The sequence below is a fragment of the Thioalkalivibrio sp. ALE31 genome (assembly GCF_000377405.1).
Lineage (GTDB): Bacteria > Pseudomonadota > Gammaproteobacteria > Ectothiorhodospirales > Ectothiorhodospiraceae > Thioalkalivibrio.
In genome coordinates, this window is record NZ_KB905024.1 from 88,521 (window position 1) to 109,691 (window position 21,171).

Below are 21,171 nucleotides of genomic sequence, written 5' to 3' on the forward strand. Positions count from 1 at the left end.
CCTCAGAACTCCCGTGTCAGCGTGCCGATGATCGCGTTCTCGCGGTACTCGTTGGCCGCGGCGTTCGAATCCCGGCGCTGGTGCCGGTAGGCCAGGCTGGCGCTGGTATCCGGCGTCAGCTGACGACTGACGCTGGCGCGCAGGAACCAGAGGTCATCCTCGCGATCGCTGTCGGTGAAGTCGGTCCGGCTGATGCCGGTGGTCAGCAGGGTCGTCGTGCGCGGACCGTAGCGCCATTGCCAGAACGCGCTGGCCCCGCGCTGGGTGCGGTTGTCCTCGAACAGGCCGACGTTGGTCTGAGTCTCGGATTCGCGCTCGGTCTGGATCAGGTTGACGCCGAACACACTGCGACCGGTGTCGTAACTCCAGCCGGCGCGCCAGGTTCGGGTCAGGTAGAAGCCTTCCACGAATGCCTCGTCGCCCAGCTCCGGGTTCAGCAGAAACAGGAAGATCTCTTCCGGGGAGTAGTTGTCCAGAAGTTCGTCGACGGACATGAACTGGATGTCCTCCGCGAGCTGGGCAAAGGGCCCGTCGCGCCGCTGCCGGGTCGAACTCACGCCCTCGTTGTAGCTGAGGCGGTAGGTGGCGCGGCGGCTGCGGTGGTCGACCGCCAACGACCGGTTCTTGCCGAAGTAGCGTTCGCCGTAGCGGGCCTCGATGTTGGTGACCCTCGTCGGGGCCCAGCCCGCCCCCACCTGCCAGAAGCCGCCGTCATCGTCCTCGCGGGTGGTCGCATAGTCGTTGAACTCTTCGCCAACCACGCCGAACAGGCGCAGGGACCGCCCGAACCGGTAGCCCAGGGTCCCGCTGACCTGTCCGAACTCGCCCTCCAGGCCATCCTCGAAGCGCTCTTTCTCGTAGAACCCGGCGAGCTGCCAGAAGGGACGGTTGAAGGCGGCCCCGCTGTCGAGGACGTATTCACCCCGGTGGAAGTCGCTGTCCTGGCGGTTGCTGCGGTGGTAGAGATTCTCGCCGTAGGTGTAGCGGATCTCCTGAGTGGCGAAACTGCCGTAGCGGGTGCGCAGCATCGGCGAGACGCTGTAGGTGGTGGTCTCCTGCAGGTTCTCGCGCGGGGTGCTGCCCCCGATGCCGACCGGCCCGAGGATCGAGGCCGCCTGCTCGGTACGCGAGGCCCCGGCGTCGACGAAAAAGGTATCGTCCACCAGCTCCCAGTTCGTGCGGCCGCGCAGGGTGTGGGTCGTGCGGTCCTGGCGTGTATCGTCGGCATAGAAGCGCGAGTTCATGCGGTAGTCGATGCGGGTGTCGCTGCGCGCGCCTTCGCCGCGCAGCGTGAACCCGGGCGCGACCGTGCCGATCAGGTCGGCCTCCTCCTGCCCCCGCGGGGCCAGGCGGGCGTTGTCAGTCACCTCCGCGGATACCGTGACCCGGGGGGTGAACGTCCAGTCGACGGCCTTCGCACTACCGGGCACCGCCAGCACGACCGCGGCCGCGCCGATCCACCACCGACGGGCCACCGCCGGGCCCCGGGGCCTAGCGGGACGGGGCGCCGGCGACATGATCACGCTCGCTGCCATAGTAGCTGCCCCCGTAGTACTGCCCCCCCATGCCAATACCGGGCGTCGCGCGGTTGAGAGAGGTGAGTACGACCCCGCAGGAATCCAGTTGATGCATGGCCCGCTCCACCGTGGTGGCCGGCGTGCGATCGGCCTCGACCACCATCACCACCTGTCCCATGTGAGTCGCCAGCACGCCCGGCTCGCTGGTCGCCAGCAGGGGCGGGGAGTCGAACAGGATGATCCGGTCCTCGTAGCGATCGTGCAGGTCATCGACCAGATCCCGCATCACGTCGCTCGCCAGGATCTCGGTCGAACGCCCGTGCGGACGGCCCGCGGGCAGAACGGTCAGGTTCTCCACGTTGGTGCGCAGCAGCACATCGGGGATCTGGATATCCGGCTCGCTGAGGACATCCATAAGTCCAAGGTCGGCCTTGAAACCCAGCGTGCGGGGGATCGCCGGTCGCGCCACGTCGGCATCCACCAGCAGCACCGTGCGTTCCAGCTCCATCGCCATGCTCAGGGCCAGGTTCACACTGGTGAAGGTCTTGCCTTCCCCTGGCAGGGCGCTGGTGATCATGATCAGCCGACCACGGGGCACGCGCATTGCCGCGTGGCGCCCGAAGGCGTTGTTCAGCAACGGGCGCTTCATCATGCGGAACTCTTCCGCCACGCTGGAGCGTTGATCCCCGGGCACGATGAGCCCCTGCTTGCGCAGCCAGGCAAAATCGATGCTGACTTCCTGTGATACCGGTGCCCGTTGAGGTTCGGGCTCGGGCGTCGCGGTTTCGGGGGCCGGCGCCTGTTCCGCCCTGGCTTCGGGGACCGGCTGTCGCGCCCGGTTCTTGTCCAGTGCCTTCTCGATAATGCTCATCGCGCTGTCTGCCCCCTGCTGGCAACCGATTGCGTCGAATCGGCCCGTTCCCTGAAAGATAGTCGGTGCGCCCGGCGATGACCGGAAACGTGCCCGGCGAACCCGCCCGGCACCCTCATCGCAGCCATCCCATGAGCTCGTCCAGAAGGAACTCGGACCCCGTCGCGTAGAGCCCCATGACCACGGCATAGACCAGCACCAGGGTCCCCAGCGCCGCCGCAAACACGGCCAGCTCGGACAACCGCCGGTGCCGGGTCATCGGGGTGCGCACGCGCGAGACACTGCCGAGGACCGGCCGGCCGGTCACCGCCGCCAGCTGCTGGCTGCTGCTGATGGTTCGCCGCAGCTGCGACAGCAGGAAGGCAAATCCGGTGCCCGCCCCCAGGCCGACCAGCAGGACGGCGGTGGCCAGCATGGGCCGATCCGGCGAGGCCGGCGCCGTGGGCTGGCGCGGTGGCTCCAGCACCCGGAAATCGACCGCGTCGGTCTGGCTCTCCACGGCCTCGGACATCACCGCCTGCTCGCGACGGTCCTGCAGCTGGCGGTAGGAATTGCGCAGCACGTCGTAGTTGCGGGTCAGGGAAGTCAGCTCGGACTCCACCGCCGGCGCGCGGTCCACATCGCCCTCCAGCCGCGCCACCCGCTCCTCGAACTCGGCAATGCGGGTGGTCAGCGAGGCGATCTCGCTTTCGGTTTCGGAGATCGCGTTCTGCAGCGCCTCGTTGCTGCTGCCCGGGCGCTGGATGGCCTGCGGGTTGCGCGCGAACTCCTGCGCCTCCCGTTCCCGGCGCTCCTCCAGCTCGACGAGGATGCGGCGCGACGACACCACGTCCGGGTGTTCATCGGTGTAGCGCAGCCGCATCGCGTCGATGTTCTCCTGCAATTCGCTGATGCGCCGGTCCAGTTCCGAGTTCTCGTAGCCCCCCAGGCCACTGGCCCGGCCTTCACGGGCCCGCCGCTCCAGTGTCTGCAACCGGCTCTCGGCCTCGCGGCGCTGCAGCCGGGCCTGCTGCAGCTGGTCACGGGTGCGCTCGAGCCGCGAGTAGAAGTTGCCATCGCCACTGAGGAAGCGCGCGTTGTCGCGCTTGAACTGCTCGATCTCGGCCTCCTTCTCCTGCAGCTGCTGTTCGTAGTTCTCCAGCTGACGCTCGATGAACTGCTGCGAAGTGGTGAGGTCGAGGCGCGAGTCGCCCATGCCGCGGGCCATGAACAGGTCGACTGTCTCGCGGACCACGCGGTAGGCGACCTCGGGGTTGCTGTGGCGGAAGCGGACGCTGTAGATGTTGTCGCGCTCGCCCCCCTCCAGGGTCAGCCGCGATCGCAGCAATGCCACCTGGGCATCCAGGCTGGCGTTTCCGGTCAGCACATCGAGATCGCTCTCGCGGGCGATCTCCTCGAGGTTGTCGCGGCTGAGCAGGGTGCGCGTGATCATGCGCAGGCGCTGCTCGGTGTTCGGGCGTACCGTCATCCCGCGCAGCAGCGGGTCCAGCACCGACTGGGTGTTCACGTAGATCCGGGCATCCGCCTGGTAGGTATCCGGCAGGTTGTGGGCGTAGGCCCAGCCACCGATACAGACCAGCCAGGCAATTGGCAGGATCCACCAGCGCTTGCGCCAGGTGCCCCGCACATGCTGCCAGAGCTCTTGAACGATCTTTTCCATACGGCCCAGCTTCCCGCCGACCGCACTGGCGCATGGGAGCGCCCGCGGGCCGATCTGCAGCGAATACCTGTCCCCCGGACGCGCCTGCGTTGCGCCGGGACCACCCGGCTCTGGCACCGTCGTGCCGGTCCCGCCGGGTTTGGGGAAATCCCAGGTTCATTCAAGTGGGTTTGCGCACACCTGTCCACAGATGTCGGGATTGTTTACATACGGCGAACTGACGCGCAGATCACGGCGCGGGCGATCGCACGGAGGCGGATGAATCCCGGGCGGTTCTGTGAACTGGTACAGGGTTTGCTACCGGGTCACTGGGTAGAGTCGTAAGCCTGCAGCGGCCCCTGCACCGACCCTCAAGGATCGCTGATGAGTCACGAAAAGTTGGCACTGGAGCTCGCGGACTTCTGGTTCCCGGCGATCGCGGATCAACCCTGGGAGGAACGCCTGCGCATCCTGGACGAGGTCCACGGCCAGCTGTACCAGGATCTGGAGACCGTCGGCGAGTATGAACAGGTCTCCGCCAGCTTCGTGGCGGCCTTGATCGACCGACTGGGGTCACCCCCGATCACGCATCCGGCGCAGGCACAGATCTACGCCAGCTCGTCGGAGGAACGGCACTGGGGCGCGGCCATGGCATGGCAGTTCGGCGAGGGACAGGACGCCGGGGCAACCACCCCGATGCCTGAGGAACGGCGGCGCTGGCCGCGCGAGATCGTCAACCGACTCACCGAGATGTGGGTGCAGGGACGACCGGCGCGCTGCCGGCTGGTGGACATCTCGCGCTACGGCGCACGCGTCATGCCGCTGCGCTACCAGCCGCGACTGCCCCCGGGAACGCCCATCCGGGTCATGGTGGCGGAGGGCAGCGTGCGCGACGGCGTGGTGGTGTTTTCCAGTCCGCGCGGGGTCGGTCTGCAGTTCGCGAATGCCGCGCACTGAACGGTGCGGCATTCAATCTCGGACCATGGGAGCAGAAACATGCATTATCCGAATACGGACTCGACACCCAACCGAAGTACAGACACACCCCCTCGACCGCCCGCCGCATCCGGTTCCGGATGCGGCTCTGCGCGTGAATAGGGCCGGACGGTTCCGCGCCTATCTCGCACGCTCGGAGGCCGCCCGACGGATCCATTTCCGCCTGCGCTACGAGGTGTACTGCCGCGAAACCGGTTTCGAACCCGCCGAACAGCACCCGGAAGGCATCGAGCGCGATGCCTACGACGAGCATGCCGAGCATTTCCTGATCAGCCACGAAGGCCGCCCGCCGGACGCTCGCTGGGTGGGCGCCATGCGCCTGATCCTGCCGGGGAACCAACCCCTGCCGACCACGGCGAACTGCCGGCTGTTTCCCGAGGTGGCAGCCCAGTCCTGGGAACCCGCGCTGGAGGTGTCGCGCCTGATCGTGCGCGGGGCTTCGCCCGAGGTGCTCTATCACCTGTGCCAGGCCTCCCAGGAGTACGCGCGGCGCCACGGCTACCGCCGGATGTTCTTCCTGGTGCGCCCGGCGCTCGTGCGACTGCTGCGACGCCACGGCCTGCCCATCGAGGTGTGCGGCGCCCCCCACCGTCATCGTGGTACCCGCATCCCGTGCCTCGCGCACACGGAGGCCGCGGGCAAGGCCCTGCGCGCCTGGCGAGCGCGCCTGCAACTCCCGGCAGCGGCGGAGATTCCCCACTACACTGCGTGGGAAGAACCCGCCACGGGCGGGGCGCCGCATCCGACGGAGGTGCCCGCCGCGTGGGGGCCGCCACCGGACGTGGCGGGGCTTGCAGCAGGAGGAAACTAGTCGTGGAAAGCGACTCGATCGTCAGCGGGTTCAAGCGGTACTTCGACCTCTCCCAGCGCACCGGGGAACACCTGGAGGACATCCAGCATCTTCGCTACCAGGTGTACTGCAAGGAGTTCGGCTTCGAGCGGGAGGAGGATTGCCCGGGCCACAAGGAGGTCGACGCGTACGACGCCCAGGCCTGGCACTGCCTGCTGGAGCACAAGCCCAGCGGGATGGCCGCCGGCTGTGTGCGCGTAGTGCATGTCGACACCCGGGACCCGATCGGACAGCTGCCCATGGAGCGCCATTGCCACGACAGCTTTTTCGACACCCCCTGGCGCCCGGACCGGCTGGAGCGCGACAACGTCTGCGAGGTGTCCCGGCTCGCCGTGCACAGCATGTTCCGCCGCCGCAACGGCGAGGCCGCCACCCCGATCGGGGACATCGAGGCCCTGAAACTCTCGCCCGACCAGATCCGCGTGTTCCCGATCCTCGCGGTCAGCCTGTTCGTGGCCGCAACCCTGCTCTGCGTGCACTACCGCAAGCAGCATGCCTTCGCGATGATGGAGCCGGCCCTCGCCCGCATCCTGCGGCATACCGGGCTGGAGTTCACCCAGATCGGCGAGGTCGTGCACTATCATGGCAAGCGCGCGGCGTTCTACATCGACTCCGGCGAGGCACACGAAAGCATCCAGCGATCGAGTGCCCTGAGCGAGCTGTGCCGGCACGTGGAGTCGACCTTGCTGCGCGCCCCGCGTGTTCCCCCGGCGGTGACATCCGCGCAGATGCTCCGCTTCCCGGGCGCTGCCGGGTGCCCTGTCGTCCGCCCGACCGGCCGGACACGCCTGCCGCTACCGGCACGCTCGCAACCGGGACTCAACGGGTTGGCGCATTGAGTTCCGGGTTCGACTACCAGACGGCCTTCGCCCGAACGGTTGGCTGGGTGACGCCGGCCGAACTGCAGCGGCTGCGCGGCGCCCGCATCGCGATCGCCGGTCTTGGCGGGGTCGGCGGCGCCCACCTGCTGACCCTGGTGCGCCTCGGTATCGGCCATTTCCGCATCGCCGACCCCGACATCTTCGAGCTGCACAACATGAACCGCCAGGTCGGCGCGGCCCTGTCGCGGCTGGACCGCCCCAAGGTCGAGGTGCTGGAGGAGATGGCCCGGGACATCAACCCGGAACTCGAGATCGACGCCTTTGCGCAGGGCGTCCACGCCGACAACCTGGAGGCCTTCCTCGACGGCGTGGATGTCTACGTGGACGGCCTCGACTTCTTCGCCTTCGACATCCGGCGCCAGGTCTTCCGGGCCTGTGCCGAGCGCGGCATCCCCGCCGTCACGGTGGCCCCGCTCGGCATGGGGGCCGCCCTGCTGAACTTCCGCCCCGACGGGATGAGCTTCGACGCCTACTTCGACCTGCACGACGACCTGGACGACGAGGAACTGGCCCTGCGCTTCATGATCGGCCTGGCGCCCGCGATGCTGCAGATGGGCTACCTGGCCGACCCGACAGCCGTCGACCTGGCGGCACGCCGCGGCCCCTCCACGCCGATGGCCTGCGACCTGTGCGCCGGGGTCATGGGCACCGAGGTGCTCAAGCTGCTGCTGGGGCGCGGCGCGCAAACCTGGGCCCCGCGGGGCGTGCACTTCGACGCCTACCGCCAGCGCCTCGCCCGCACCTGGCGCCCCGGGGGCAATCGCAACCCGCTCCACCGCCTGCTGATCCGGATCGCCCGCCGGCGACTGCGCGCCCAGCGCGCGCACCAGCGGGCCGCGAACCCGGAGGTACAATGACGCCATGATGAACCGCACCGCCATGTTCCTCGGCGCGGGCCTCCTGCTCGCGGTCGCCACCCTGCCCGCCGCGGCGCTGGCGGAGGAATCCGCGGCGCGCGAGCTGGCACGCGCCGTCCACGAGCGCCCGGACGGGGACGATGCCGTCACCCGGGGGATCATGACACTCACCGGGGGCGGCCGCCGCGAGCGTGTGCGCGAAAGCTACGAATATCGGCTGGATGGCGAGGAGCCCGGTGCCAGCCGCAACCTCATTCGCTTTACGTCGCCGCGCAACATTGCCGACACGGCCATACTGGTCCACAACCACCCGGGCGGCGATGTCGACCAGTGGCTCTACCTGCCCGCGATCCAGCGCGAGCGCCGCATCAGCAGCGAGAACCGGGGCGGCAGCTTCGTGCAGTCCGAGCTCTACTTCGAGGACCTGGAAGACCGCGAACCGCACAAGGACCACCATCGCATCCTGGGCGAGGACGCCTACGAGGGCACCCCGGTCACCGTGCTCGAGAGCGTGCCCGTGGACAGCGGCAACTCCGTCTACAGCAAGCGGGTCAGCTGGATCCACGAGGAGACCCTCCTGCCGCTGCGTATCGACCTGTACGAAGGGGGCGAAGAGCCCGCGAAGCGCCTGGAGGTACAGCGGATCGAGGAGATCCAGGGCTACTGGACGGTAACCCGCAGCTCCATGACCGATCTTGCCAGCGGCCGCACCACCATCCTCGAGGTCGAGGACGTGACCTACAACAGCGGTCTCCCGGACGAGCTATTCACCCTCCGCGGCCTGTCGGACCCGAGCCTTGCGCGCCCCTATCGCCCATGAAGCGCCCACGCCCCGGCCCGGGGGATGGCGCGCCACGGTGCTCGCCGGGCTGCTGGTGCTGGGGCCAATGCCGCTGGCCGCCGCGGCGCCGGCCCCCTATACCGTGCAGCCGGGCGACACCCTCTGGAGCATCGCCCGCGATCTGCGCCCCGATCCGTCCGTCCGCATCCAGGCCATGGCGCAGGCGCTGTATGCCCGCAACCCGGATGCCTTTGACGGCGGACCCGAGGGCCTGAAGGCCGGGGCGACGCTCCAGCCGCCCGCGCCGGACGAGCTTGCGCGCACCGAACCCGCGCCCATCCCGGGCGCCGGCAACTACTACACCGTGCGCGCCAGCGACACCCTGTGGAGCGTGGCCGAGCGCCTGCGCCCGGACCCGCGCATCCCCACTCGGGAGATGGTCCAGCGCCTGTTCGAACACAATCCGCACGCCTTCGACGGCGACGTGCATACCCTGCGCGCCGGCGCGGTGCTGCAGGTCCCGGACATGCCCACGGCTGGGTCCGCCGCTGCGCCCGTCGCCGTCGCCGACGCATCCTCCGCTCCCGCGAGCGACGCCGCGCCTGACACTCCGGCACCGTCGCGCGACACCCCAAACGGTGATGCCGAAGACGAAGCACAGCGCGCGTTCGTATTCGGCGAGGAGTCGGCCGAGGATGCGGACGCGGACACCCAGACCGGCGCCGCCGCCTGGGACCTGCGGGTAGAGGACGCCCGCATCGAACTGGGCGTGCTGGGCACATCCGGGCGCCCCGTGGACCATGTGCAGCACGGTCGCGGCGTGGTCAGTGCCCGCCGCGACCTGAACGAGGCCTGGGAGCTGCGCCTGGGCGCGCGCGCGGACATCCAGGCCCAGCAGGGCGGCGACTACCCGAGCACCACCCGCGCACGCGCCGACTATGACGAAAATTTCCTGCGCTACCGGGGCGATCGTACGCGCGTCACCGTGGGCACCCAGCGCATCCTGTGGGGACGGGTGGACGAGATCCCGCCCACCGACCGGCTCAGCACCAAGGACCTGACCCGCTTCGGCCTGGACCCGTACGGCGAACGGCGCCGCGCGAACCCGGCGATCCGCGCGGAATTCTTCCAGGGGCCGTGGCATGCCGACCTGGTCTTCCTGCCCCTGTTCCGGCCGGCGGAGCTGCCTGACCGTGACAGCCTCTGGCACCCGGTGGACCGCAACCGCGGACGCCTGCTGGGGCTTCCACAGGACCCGGCGCTGGCGCCGGTGATCCAGCAGGCCGCGCTGGACGACGATGTCTCCGGCAACGGCGGCGCCGGCGTGCGCCTGGGGCGCTCCGGCCGCGGCGCCGATTTCGCCGTCACCGTCCAGCGGGCCCGGCATTCGCAGCCCTACTACCGCTTCGATACCGACACCCGCCAGGCCATCCTGGCCGGCCAGCCACCCGGGGACCCGACGCTGGAGGCCGTCCACCCGCGCACCTGGGTGGTGGGCGGCGACACCGCCTTTGCCACCGGCGCCTGGACCTGGCGCGCCGAGGCCGCCTGGCTGAGCGACGTGCCGGTGACCCGCGCGGATGACCTGCGCCAGACCACGGTGGAGGGGGTCGACTGGGTGGTCGGCGCCGAGGGCTTCCCCGGAGACGGGGACTTCCGCATGACCACCCAGTTGGCGGGCCAGCACCTGCTGAACGCCGGCGACATGCTGGATGCGCGCGAAAGCTACTTCCTGACCGGAGAACTGGAGAGCCCGTTTGCCGACTACAACTGGCGCGCCCGCCTGCGCTATTCGATCGGGCTCAACCGGCGCGACGTCTATCTGAACCCGGAACTGGCATGGATCGCCCGCGAACCCATGGAATTCTATATCGGCCTGCACTGGCTGGACGGGGCCGAGGGCACGGCCGGGGGCTTCTACCGCGATAACCGCATGCTCGTCACCGGCTGGCGGGGGCAGTTCTGATGCGCTGGCTGCTGGGGCGCCCGCGACTGGCACTGGGCATCCTGGCCCTGCTGCTCTTCCTGCCCGGCCCGGTTCTCCTGCAGGTCAACCTGGATAACGCCCCCGAGTCCTATTTCCCCGAGGACGCCGCCGCCGTCACCTTCGATCGCGAACTGCGCGAACGCTTCCCTCAAGATCAGGTACTGGTCGGCCTGTTTACCGGCAGCGAGCTGTTCGAGGCCGATTTCCTGCAACGCATCGACGCGCTGGTGCGCGACATGGAGGCCGACCCGAGCGTCGAACGGGTCCTGTCGGTCACCACCCTGGACCACATTCGGGCCACGACCGACGGCTTCACCGTGGACCGCCTGGTGGACGGCCGCGCGCTGGACGAACGCACGGCCGATGAATGGCGCGAGCGGGTCTTGCGTGACCGCTTCGCCCCCGGCCTGGTAGCCGGCCCCGGCGGCGAGGCGCTGGCGGTGGTCGTGCGCCCGCACGCGCTGGAAAACAGCCTGCAGCGCCTGCAGCTGGAACGCCTGCTCCGCGACCGGATCGCCGAGCACGACCTGGAAGGCGATCTGACCGCCATCGCCGGCCATATCGCCCTGGATGTCGCGCAGCTCCGGGCGATGGTCAAGGACCTCGCCTTCCTGGTTCCGGGCACCATGACCATCAGCCTCCTGCTGCTGTGGTGGCTGTTCCGGCGCCCGCTGGTGGTCGTGCTGTCCGCTGCCACGATCAGCGCGGTCACCGGGCCCGCGATCGCCCTGCTGATCCTGCTCGACCGGCCGTTCACACTGATCTCCGCCATCCTGCCGCCCCTGCTGACCGCATTGACGGTGGCGATGCTGATGCACTTCTTCAACGCCCTGCTGCATGCCGCGCAGCGCGGCCACCGGGGGCGCGCGCGCGTGGAGGCGGCGCTGGCCGCCGTGGCCCGTCCCACCGCGTTCATGGCGCTGACCACCGCGGCGGGGCTGGCGTCGCTGCAGGTCAGCAGCATCCGGCCGATCGAGACCTTCGGTCTGATCGGGGCCTTCGGCGTGCTCCTCGCCGCGGCGGTCGTACTGCTGCTCCTGCCGGCGATCATGGTGCGCTGGGATCGCGGCGACTGGCTCGCGCCGCAGCGCGGCCTGCGCCTGCTCGACCGCTTCACCGCGCGGGCGGCACACCTGGCGATCCGCCGCGCCGGCTGGGTCCTGCTGGCCACCGCCATCCTGGTGGCCCTGGCGATCCCGCAGATCCGGCAGGTCGAGGTCGAAACCGACCTCTACGCCTTCTTCGACGACGACCACTCGATCACCCAGGCGACCCGCGCAGTGGAGCGCGAACTCTCCGGGGTGATGGCGCTGGAGGTGGTGTTCGACGGGCCGGACTGGGACAGCCTGCAGGACCCGGAGCGCATGCAGGCCATCCAGCGGGTGCAGAACTGGCTGGACCAGCGCCCCGAGGTGGACTATAGCCTGTCCCTGCCGGATCTCGTCGCCGAGATGCACTGGGCCTTCAACGAGGAAGACCCGACCTTCCGGCACATCCCGGACGACCCCAACCTGGTCGCCCAGTACCTGTTCATCTACGACGGCCGCGACCTGTTCGATGCCGTCGACCGCGACTTCGAACGCAGCCGCATCCTGCTCAACCTGAACGCCCTCGGGGCGCGGGCCATCAACGCACTGATGGACGACCTGCGCGGCCACCTGGAAGCCAACCCGCCGGCCGACCTGGAATGGGACATGGCCGGGATGGCCCGACTTTTTGCGGATCAGGAACGCCTGCTGATCGAGGGGCAGCTGCACAGCCTGTATGCCGTGGCCGCGATGATCACGCTGCTGATGCTGCTGATGTGGCGCTCGATCCCGCTGACGCTGCTCAGCATGATCCCCAACCTGGCACCGGTGGCGATGATCTTCGCCCTGATGGGCCTGCTCGGCATCTGGCTGGACATGGCCACGGCCATGATTGCCAGTGTCGCCATCGGCATCGCCGTGGACGACACCATCCACATCCTGCACAACTATCGCCAGCGCCGCGGGCGGGGCAGTCCGGTCGCCTGGGCGCTCGCCCGCAGCTTCCGCCGAAGCGGGCGCGCGATCACCGCCACCACCATCGTGCTGGTGGGCCAGTTCCTGCTGCTAGCCCTGTCCGACTTCCAGCCCACGGCCGCCTTTGGCTGGTTGACCGCCTTCGGGCTGATCGCGGCGCTACTGTTCGACCTGCTGGTACTACCGGCCCTGCTGGTCGTCGGGCACCGGCTCGCGCGGGCCCGCACGGCCTGACCGAGCCCCGGCCGCGCCTCTGGCGACCGGCCTGTCGAGATGCTTTACAAGCCAAGTAATCCGCACAACCCTATGTTTTTGCACATTCTTTACCGGTTTCTCCGGTTTCGGGCGTCCTGACGGCCTCATCCAGCCGGCCCGCTCGTCGACACCCTTTACAGTTCCCCGGCCACAAGACCCTCCTGCGATCACGCGGTCCATGGCCCAGCAGCTGACCCCCAATTTTCTCCCTTCTTTTCAATGCCTTGCGACCCATCCGCCCTGAGCCTGGAAATTGGCACGGAGCCTGCTTTGTATTCAACCGAAAGCAACAGACACGGCCACCAGGCCAGACCCCGGCGATGGTTGAATCGCTGTAAATTGAGCATCAGGAGAGCCCCATGAACGCGAAAAAAGTACTTCTCGCTTCGCTCTTTGTCGGCATGTTCGCCGCCGGCGCGAGCACGGCGACAGCGGCAGAGATCATCGACTTCGACATCAACCTCGACGCCACCGCGGACTACAGCGGTTCGGTCGAGAACATTCGCCGCATCCAGTTCGACCTGAACACCCAGACCTTCCAGTACGTTCAGGACCCGGACAGCCCGGTTCAGGTCGGCGATGTCTTCTATGACCGCGGCTACGGCGATGCATCGGGGTTCCGCACCTCGCTCAATACCGCTGCGCCTCGGACCGGGGACCGATTGGGTGAGGACTACTCCATGGGGCTCCTCTGGGATGAACTGCGCGGGGTGGTCACCGGGACCGATACCGTCGGCGGCAACTACGCGGTCAACGCCAACTACACCTCGGTAGGCACCGACAACTTCCAGCTCTTCGTCTCCGACCTGAACCCCGGATTCGGTCAGGACTATGAAGCCGCGGCGGCCCACTTCAGCGCTGGCGAACAGGTGATGGAGCTGGCACTGGTGTCCGGCAACAGCATCCTGGAGTTCGACAGCGCGGGCGGCGCTTTCATCGAAGGGACCTTCACCTTCGAATTCCAGGTCGTGAACGTACTGCCGGGCTTCTGGTTCACCGCCGACGGCATCGACTTCGCCGATCTGCTGGAGGACGAGGAAGGCGCCCCGACGTTCATCGTCTCGGCCTTCGCCAGCGCCGGCACCATCCAGGAACCGGGTCCCGTGACCTTCTTCGGCGAAGACGCCAACAACGTCTACGGCGACGAGCGCGAAGGGCAGACCCTCTTCAGCGAGACCCAGTCCACCCACGACGGCAGCCTGCGCTTCGCGGTGCCGGAGCCGGGCACCCTGGCGCTGATGGGCCTGTCCCTGCTGATCCTGGCGGGCTTCATCGGGGTCGGTGGCATGCGCCGCCGCTCCAACAGCACCCACCGCCAGGCCGCATAACACGCACCACCAACAGCCTTGGTGACCCACTCCCCCCTGTGGGGTCACCGAGTTAAGGGCTCCCTCCGCGGAGCCCTTTTTTCTGCCCGGCCCCGGCCCATACGGCAACCCCACGCCCAGCCCTGGGCATACCAACCATCACGCACCACCATCATCTACACCCCAGTCAGAGCCTTCCCCCACGCCCGTCAATCCGCCCCGGACACCACGCCCCCACACACCCGCGTCACCCCAGGTCCAGCGCTCCCCCACACCTCGTCATCCCAGCCGCAGCAAAGCGAAGAGCCGGGATCTCCCGACGCTGCCACCAACGCCACGCCAGCCCTGAAGATCCCGGATACCCGCTACGCGGTTTCCGGGATGACGAACAGGGAGGTGCGCGGTGGAAACATCCTTGTAGGAACCTGCTTGCAGGCGAAGCCCCTGCCAGAGTCGGGCACGGGCAGGAGCATTCGCCTGCAAGCAGGCTCCCACAGGGGTCAAGGGGTCACATCAGGACATCCGGATTCCCCACCGCTGCACTCCCCCACACTCCGCCATCCCGGCCGTAGCGAAGCGAAGAGCCGGGATCTCCCACCCCCGCCACCGACGCCGCGCCAGCCCCCGGCAGATCCCGGCAGATCCCGGATAACCGCTGCGCGGTCTCCAGGATGACGACAGAGGGGTGCGCGGTGGAAACATCCTTGTGGGAGCCTGCTTGCAGGCGAAGCTCCTGCCAGAGCCGGACGCGGGCAGGGGCATTCGCCTGCGAGCAGGCTCCTACAGGGGGCGGAACAGGGCATCCAGATTCCCGGCCTCATACCCCCACACACCGTCATCCCCGCCGTGCAGGCGTGCGGGCAGGCATGAAAAAAGGGGCTGCCTGTGGCAGCCCCTTCGAACGTCGGACGTCTTCGGGCTTACAGGCGCTCGAGCAAGGCCTCGGCGTCCGCCCGCTGCGGGAATGCCTCGTGCGCCTCCAGCAGTTGCTGCAGACGCTCCGCGGCAGCTGCGGACTCGCCCTGTTCGCTTTCCGCCCAGGCCAGGTGGTACTGGATGCCCGGATCCTCCGGAGCCAGTTCGTGCGCGCGACCCAGGATATCCGCGGCCTCGGCCGGCTCGCCTGCGTGGATCAGCACCACGGCCAGCGTATCCAGCACCGGGGGCGCCTCCGGGGCCAGTTCGGCGGCCCGGCGCGCGTGCCCGAGCGCCTCTTCGGTCTCGCGTTCACGCAAGGTCCAGGCCAGGTTGTTGAGGGCAATCACGTCGTCCGCATCCTGCTCGACGATGCGGCGGTACGAGGCCACGGCGCCCGACTCGTCGCCCGTTGCCATTTGCTGCGCCGCATAGATGTGCCGGGTGGCCAGATCCTGCGGGTGCTCGTCGAGCCAGTCTTCCAGCGTGGCCTGGCCGGCCTCGAACTCGCCGGATTCCCGTTGCGCTCGGGCCAGTTCATGGACCCAGTCCCGGCGCTGGCCACCCGGGTCCGCCAGCGCGGCCCGGTAATGCCGCACGGCGGCCGCGGGATCATCCCGCTGCAGGGCCGCACGTCCCAGCAGGGCCTGGACCTCGCTACGATCCTCGAAGCGTTCTTCCAGCCGCTGCAGATGCGGCCGGGCGTCCTCCGTGCGCTCCTGGTTGACCAGCCCTCGAGCCAGCAGCACGCGGGCCCGGTAATGTTCCGGTTGGCGTTCCAGCAGCTCGCGCAGCGTGGCCTCGGTGGCGGCCTCGTCACCGGCCTGCGCATGCGCGCGGGCCAGGGCAAGCCGAAGGTTCACATTGTCCGGCGCCTGCCCGACGGCCGCCTCGAGACTGGCGACCGCGGCATCGGGCCGATTGAGCGTCTGCTGGACATCGGCCAGCGCATACAGCAGGTCGGGATTGTCCGGATGATGTTCACTCGCGGCCTCGAGCGTCTCCAGTGCCTGCTCGGGGCGGCCGCCCTGGAGCTGGATCTGGGCCAGCGCGAGATGCGGTGGCAGCATCTCGGGCTGTGACTCGATCGCCACCCGAAACCAGCGGGCGGCGCCCTGCTGGTCCCCGTCCTGGAGACTCAGATTGGCCAGGCGCTGCGCGGAGCGGGCATGCCCGGGGTGGCGATCCTGAATCGCTTCCAGGACCTCCCGTGCCGCGCCACGGTTGCCGGCCTGCAATTCCAGGCTGGCAAGGTTCATCGCCACGGAGATATCGTCCGGGTCACGTTCGACCCCTTCGCGGAACGCGGCGCGCGCCTCGTCGGTCCGGCCCAGTCCCATCAGGGCGGCGCCCTGGAGACTCAGCGGGCCGGCGGCCTCCGGCTGCAGCTCCTGCAGGCGCTGGGCGCGTTCCAGCGCCTCGTCATAGCGACCCGCCTGCAGCAGGTAGAGCACCATGGTGGTATCGACCTGTTGCGCCGTAACCTCCCCGCCACCGGCGGCACGCATCACGTCCAGGCCTTCCTCGGTCTCGCCACCCCGGAGCAGCGCCACCGCCAGGAGTTCCTGCAGGCCCTGAGAGCCGGGGCTCGCGGCCACGGCATCGCGCAAGGCCTCGATCCCGGCATCGGAGTCACCGGCCACCAGCAGCAGGCGCCCGCGCAGCTCCGCCATGTCGGCGGAATCGCCGGTGTAGTCGCGGCTGACCCGGTCCACGAACCGCAGCGCATCCTCCACCCGATCCTGTTCCAGATAGATCGCGGTCAGGGTACGGATGCCCTGCAGCGATCCCGGGCTCTCCTGCACATGGCGGTTCAGGTTGTGCTCGGCCTGCTCCAGATTGCCCAGGCTGCGATGCGCCAGGCCAAGCCCCAGCAATGCGGGGCTGTAGGTGCGATTGCCGGCCACGGCCCGTTCGAAACTCGCGCGCGCGTCGCTGTAGCGTTCCTCCTGCATCAGGAGCATCCCGTCCAGGTAATGCACGCCGGGATGCGACGAGCCACCCTGCATCAGGCCGTCGACGTCCGCCCGCGCCCCTTCATAATCGCCGGCATTCAGGCGCACCATCGCGCGCGCCATGTAGTCACGTCCGGAAGCCGGGCGCACCTCGATGGCCCGGGTGAAGGCCTCTTCCGCGCCCTCGGGGTCGCCGGTAATACGGCGGTATTCACCCAGCAGGCTCCAGGCATGCGCCAGCTCGGGGTCCTGATCGAGCGCCTGTTCGAGCGACGCCATCGCCCGATCGGCATCACCCTCGGCCATCGCCAGATGAGCATGCGCCAGGGCCTGCAGCGGCGCCTGTTCGGCCGCATCGACCTGTGCCAGCTCGGCCTCCGCGGCGTCGCGCTCGCCCACGGCGGCAAAGGCGACCGCCCGCAGCGCGTGCAGCCGTGGCCGCTCCTCGGCGGCGAGATCCTCCGGCACCGACTGCGCCCGGATCCGCGCGAAGCGGTCGGTCGCGAACCACGCCTCGGCCAGCGGCAGCGCCACCTGCGCCTCCGGGATACCGAGCGACTGCGCCCGTTCCAGCTGGCGGCGGGCCTCCTCGGGGTTGTCCAGCTGCAGATACACCACGCCAAGGCTGCGGCGCGTGGCCGGGGCATCGGTGTTCAGTTGCAGGGCGTTGCGATACTCGATGCGGGCGCCCCGGTAGTCCCCCTGCTCCTGCAGGGCCTGGGCACGGTCGAGGTAGTCCTGTTCGCTGGCCGTCCCGATCTGGTCACAGCCCGCCAGGCCCACGCCGGTGGCCAGGACCACCGCCAGCGCCAGCGGCTTCAGGCGTCCCGGCAGTATCCCATTGTGACGGGACCGGGCCGGGCCGGATGCTTGTTTCGTGTATCGGGTAGTCACCATGGTGTGCCTCATCTGAGCCCGTACTTGTCGAGCAGGCCGTAGAGCGTTGGACGGGTAATGCCGAGGGTATCGGCCGCCTGGGCGATGTTGCCGTTGCAGCGGCCCATCGCCTTGATCACGGACTGGTATTCGGCCCGGTCACGGGCCTCGCGCAGACGCTCCGGCGGCGCTTCCTGGTCGTGGTCCTCGAGCCCGAGGTCCTCCGCGGTCACCAGGTTGCCGTCGGCCATGATCACGGCGCGCCGGATCAGGTTTTCCATCTCGCGCACATTGCCGGGCCAAGGGTGGCCCTCGATCGCGCGCAGCGCGTCGGCGGTAAAACCGCGGCGCGGCTTGCCCTGCTCGCGCGCGAAGCGCTCCAGCAGGGCGTGGGCCAGCAGGGTCGCATCCCCCTGGCGTTCGCGCACCGGCGGGATGTCGATACTGATCTCGCTGATGCGATAGAACAGGTCTTCGCGGAAGTCGCCCGCCCGGATCAGGGCCTGGAGGTCCTGGTTGGTGGCGCCGATGATGCGGACATCCACCGGGATCTCGTTGCGCCCGCCGAGGCGCTCGACCGTGCGCTCCTGCAGGAAGCGCAGCAGCTTGGCCTGCAGGCTCTGCGGCAGGTCGCCGATCTCGTCCAGGAACAGCGTGCCCTTGTCGGCATGCTCGATCTTGCCAATGGTCTGGCGCGTCGCGCCGGTGAAGGCGCCCTTCTCGTAGCCGAACAGCTCGCTCTCCAGGAGGTTCTCCGGGATCGCGGCGCAGTTGATCGCGACGAAGCGCTCCTTCGCGCGGTTGCTGAGGTCGTGGACGGCGCGCGCCAGGACCTCTTTGCCGGTCCCGCTGTCGCCCAGCAGCAGGACGGTCGCGTCGGAGGGCGCCACGCGCTCCACCATGCGGCAGACCTGCAGCATTTGCGGATCCGAGGTGATGATTCCGGACAGCGAAGAGGTGCTGCCACGGGCCAGCCGGCGGTTCTCCTCCTCGAGTTCGTACAAGCGAGCGGCGCGGTCCACGATCAGGCGCAGGAGCTCGGCATCCACGGGCTTGATGTAGAAATCGTAGGCCCCCAGGGCGACGGCCTTCAGCGCGTTCTCGCGATCGTCATTGCCGGTGACCACGATCACCTTGACCCCGGGGTTGAACGCCAGGATCTCCTCCAGCAGCGCGAGGCCCTCGGTGGCGTTGGCCGGGTCGGGGGGCAGGCCGAGGTCCAGGGTGACCAGCTCGGGCTCGTGCCGGCGCATATGCGCCATCGCGCTCGCGCGATCCTGGGCCTGCAGGATCTCGTAGCCGTCCAGGCACCAGCGCAACTGGCTTTGCAGGCCGGCGTCATCCTCGACAATCAGCAGCTTGAGCATCGACTCCATTACTTTGCACCCGGCCCCGCGAGGACGTGATGGTGAACGGCACGAAGACGCCTCATGTGCCGTACCGTGGCAGACGCAGCGTGAAGGCGGTCCCCTCGCCAACGCGGCTGGATACATCGATCCGCCCACCCATCCGGACCACCAGGTCCCGGGCCTCGTACAGGCCAATGCCCATGCCGGCGTTTCCCTTGGTGGTCTGGAAGGGGCGGAAGAGCCGCCGCCGGACGAAGTCCTCGTCCATGCCCGCCCCGTTGTCCTCGATTTCGATGATGGCCCATTGATCCCGGGTTTTCAGGGTCATGGTTATATCGCCGTTATCCGGCGTGGCCTCCTGTGCATTCCGCACCAGGTGCAGCAGCACATTCCGCAGTGCGTCGCGGTTTCCGAGGACTCCGGCGCTGGCCTCGACCGTGACCCGGGGCACCGGCCGAACCTCGCGGCTGTCGTGCGCGACCTCCTCCAGCAGGGCGTCCACCTCGATCGCCTGACGCGGGCTGTCGGCCCCCGGCTGGGCCTTGCGCAGCTGGGCCAGGGTGCGCTCCAGGCGCTCGCGGGCATGGCCCACGGTGCGGAAGGCATCCGCCACGAACTCGGGATTGTCGCGGTGGCGCTCGGCGTTGGCGCTGATCAGGGACAACTGGGCGGAGACGTTCTTGAGGTCGTGGACCAGGAACGCCGCCAGTCGATGGAAGGTCTCGAACTGGCGTGCCTCCAGCAGGGCCTCGTCGGTCTGGACCAGCGCCACGTACACCGCGAGCTGGCGACCCGCGGTCTTCAGCAGATCGCGCTCCTCCCAGTCGATGCGATGCCGCGCCCGCGGCTGGGCCAGCACGACAAACCCCTCCAGGCCATCGCTTTTCAGCAGCGGCACCACGGCCCAGTGGCGCGGGTTGTCCACCAGCCAGGCCGGCAGCTCCAGCCCGTGATAGAACGCCGGATCGCGGCGAAACTCGTCGATGTCGATCACCCAGCCGGAGCGCATCAGGAATGCCACCAGGGGATCGTCCGGTTCCAGCGCCGGGTACTCCGGCTCGCCCAGGTTCAGCACGCCGTCGAGGGCAAAGCGGCCGTCGTCGCGATGGACCCAGAGCAGGCCACCGGGGCTCTCGACCAGCTCGCCGATGGCCTGGATCGCCCGCTGCCGGAACGGGGTCTCGTCATCGGTCTGCGCGAGGGTTCCGGTAAAGCGCAGCCATTCCTGGCGGTAGTCGTAGCGGTAGTTGAAGAAGTGCTTGGCCAGCCATACCCGCAGCTGGGCGCGGACGCTGCCGGAGAAGAGCACCACCGCCAGCAGCAGCACCGCCCCGAACAGGAGGGTCACCTGCAGCAGGGCACCCAGGTCGCCCCCGTGGTGGCGCAGGTAGTAGCCCGCGCCGCCGACCGCCAGCAGGTACAGCCCGGCCCCGATCAGCGACGCGGTGTGAAACAGCAGGTGGCGCGAAACCGTGGGCCCCTCGCGCTGCGGCAGGCGCCGGCTCACCGAAATTGCCAGTAGCGGGACCACCAGCGCATTCACGAACCCGCGGGCCTGCCAGGACGGGCTGTCGATGGTCTGGAACAGCACCAGGTCCGCGAACAGGAACAGGTCGAAGGCGAACAGGCCGCCCAGGCCCAGGCACAGGAACTTGATCTCCCAGCGATTCTGCGGCGGCGTGTTGCGGTAAACCTGCTCCACCAGCACCAGCCCGGCGATCGCCATCAGCAATGTGGCCAGCCCCGGCCAGATCGCGCCCAGCAACTGCGGCCACAGCATCGGCACCAGGATGAACAGCAGAAAGGCCGCAACACCACTGGCCCACCAGCGCAGGGCGCGCGGATCGACCCCCGGGCGGCTTCCACTGCCCGCGAGCAACGCCAGCAGGAGTGCGAACCAGCCGGCATTGCGCGCCACCTCCATCACGCCGCCGGAGATCGCCGCGCTGGTCCCGTACTGCCAGGCGAGAAAACCGAGGTAGCCCGCCCAGCCCACCGACAGCAACGCGGCCAGGACCACCCACAGGCCCGAGGGCCGGTTGCGCCAGCGCACCAGCGTCACCACCGCCAGCACCAGGAACGCCAGTGCCGCTGTCAGGTAGCCGATCGCGGCCAGGGGAACACTGGTCATT

General features: G+C 68.8%; 14 protein-coding genes. 8 read left to right on the forward strand and 6 right to left on the reverse strand.

All coding sequences use genetic code 11. The annotated features are described in order from the left end of the window. Positions 1-2: 2 nt before the first annotated feature. The 3 genes from D103_RS0109940 to D103_RS0109950 all read right to left on the reverse strand — a co-directional run bounded on the left by D103_RS0109940 (position 3) and on the right by D103_RS0109950 (position 4,048). Positions 3-1,475 (reverse strand): TIGR03016 family PEP-CTERM system-associated outer membrane protein, encoded by a 1,473-nt coding sequence (locus D103_RS0109940; protein WP_018876704.1) that lies wholly within the window; start codon positions 1,473-1,475, stop codon positions 3-5. A 16-nt stretch (positions 1,476-1,491) separates the two neighbouring features. Next, positions 1,492-2,388, reverse strand: coding sequence for an XrtA-associated tyrosine autokinase (locus D103_RS0109945; protein ID WP_018876705.1), 897 nt, complete (start codon positions 2,386-2,388; stop codon positions 1,492-1,494). A 115-nt stretch (positions 2,389-2,503) separates the two neighbouring features. Further along, positions 2,504-4,048: an XrtA system polysaccharide chain length determinant gene (locus D103_RS0109950; RefSeq protein ID WP_018866603.1), complete on the reverse strand. Its 1,545-nt coding sequence runs from the start codon at positions 4,046-4,048 to the stop codon at positions 2,504-2,506. A gap of 363 nt (positions 4,049-4,411) precedes the next feature. Between D103_RS0109950 and D103_RS0109955 the strand changes: the two genes are divergently transcribed. The 8 genes from D103_RS0109955 to D103_RS0109990 all read left to right on the forward strand — a co-directional run bounded on the left by D103_RS0109955 (position 4,412) and on the right by D103_RS0109990 (position 13,965). Then, positions 4,412-4,984 (forward strand): PilZ domain-containing protein, encoded by a 573-nt coding sequence (locus D103_RS0109955; protein ID WP_018866602.1) that lies wholly within the window; start codon positions 4,412-4,414, stop codon positions 4,982-4,984. 133 nt (positions 4,985-5,117) lie between these two features. After that, a complete protein-coding gene (locus D103_RS0109960) occupies positions 5,118-5,834 on the forward strand; it encodes an acyl-homoserine-lactone synthase (RefSeq protein ID WP_018866601.1) in 717 nt (238 codons plus the stop codon). A 2-nt stretch (positions 5,835-5,836) separates the two neighbouring features. Further along, the gene (locus D103_RS0109965; protein ID WP_018876706.1) at positions 5,837-6,712 is read left to right on the forward strand and encodes a PEP-CTERM/exosortase system-associated acyltransferase; all 876 of its coding nucleotides are present in this window, start codon (positions 5,837-5,839) and stop codon (positions 6,710-6,712) included. Next, on the forward strand, positions 6,709-7,611 hold the full coding sequence (locus D103_RS0109970; RefSeq protein WP_018876707.1) for a ThiF family adenylyltransferase: 903 nt from the start codon (positions 6,709-6,711) through the stop codon (positions 7,609-7,611). Before D103_RS0109965 ends, D103_RS0109970 begins: the two co-directional genes overlap by 4 nt. Before the next feature lie 4 nt (positions 7,612-7,615). Beyond that, complete coding sequence (locus D103_RS0109975) at positions 7,616-8,431, forward strand: outer membrane lipoprotein-sorting protein (RefSeq protein WP_018876708.1); 816 nt, start codon at positions 7,616-7,618, stop codon at positions 8,429-8,431. Between the two features lie 37 nt (positions 8,432-8,468). Then, entirely contained in the window at positions 8,469-10,358 is a 1,890-nt protein-coding gene (locus D103_RS0109980) for a LysM peptidoglycan-binding domain-containing protein (protein ID WP_018866597.1), read from the forward strand. Next, positions 10,358-12,616, forward strand: coding sequence for an RND family transporter (locus D103_RS0109985; RefSeq protein ID WP_018876709.1), 2,259 nt, complete (start codon positions 10,358-10,360; stop codon positions 12,614-12,616). Before D103_RS0109980 ends, D103_RS0109985 begins: the two co-directional genes overlap by 1 nt. A gap of 380 nt (positions 12,617-12,996) precedes the next feature. Further along, positions 12,997-13,965 (forward strand): PEP-CTERM sorting domain-containing protein, encoded by a 969-nt coding sequence (locus tag D103_RS0109990; RefSeq protein ID WP_018876710.1) that lies wholly within the window; start codon positions 12,997-12,999, stop codon positions 13,963-13,965. An 899-nt stretch (positions 13,966-14,864) separates the two neighbouring features. Here D103_RS0109990 and prsT read toward each other — a convergent pair. The 3 genes from prsT to prsK form a co-directional block, all read right to left on the reverse strand. Continuing rightward, entirely contained in the window at positions 14,865-17,711 is a 2,847-nt protein-coding gene (prsT, locus tag D103_RS0109995) for an XrtA/PEP-CTERM system TPR-repeat protein PrsT (RefSeq protein WP_018876711.1), read from the reverse strand. Positions 17,712-17,719: 8 nt separating this feature from the next. After that, on the reverse strand, positions 17,720-19,057 hold the full coding sequence (gene prsR, locus D103_RS0110000; RefSeq protein ID WP_018876712.1) for a PEP-CTERM-box response regulator transcription factor: 1,338 nt from the start codon (positions 19,055-19,057) through the stop codon (positions 17,720-17,722). 61 nt (positions 19,058-19,118) lie between these two features. Beyond that, on the reverse strand, positions 19,119-21,170 hold the full coding sequence (gene prsK / locus D103_RS0110005) for an XrtA/PEP-CTERM system histidine kinase PrsK (protein ID WP_018876713.1): 2,052 nt from the start codon (positions 21,168-21,170) through the stop codon (positions 19,119-19,121). Between the last annotated feature and the right edge of the window lies 1 nt (position 21,171).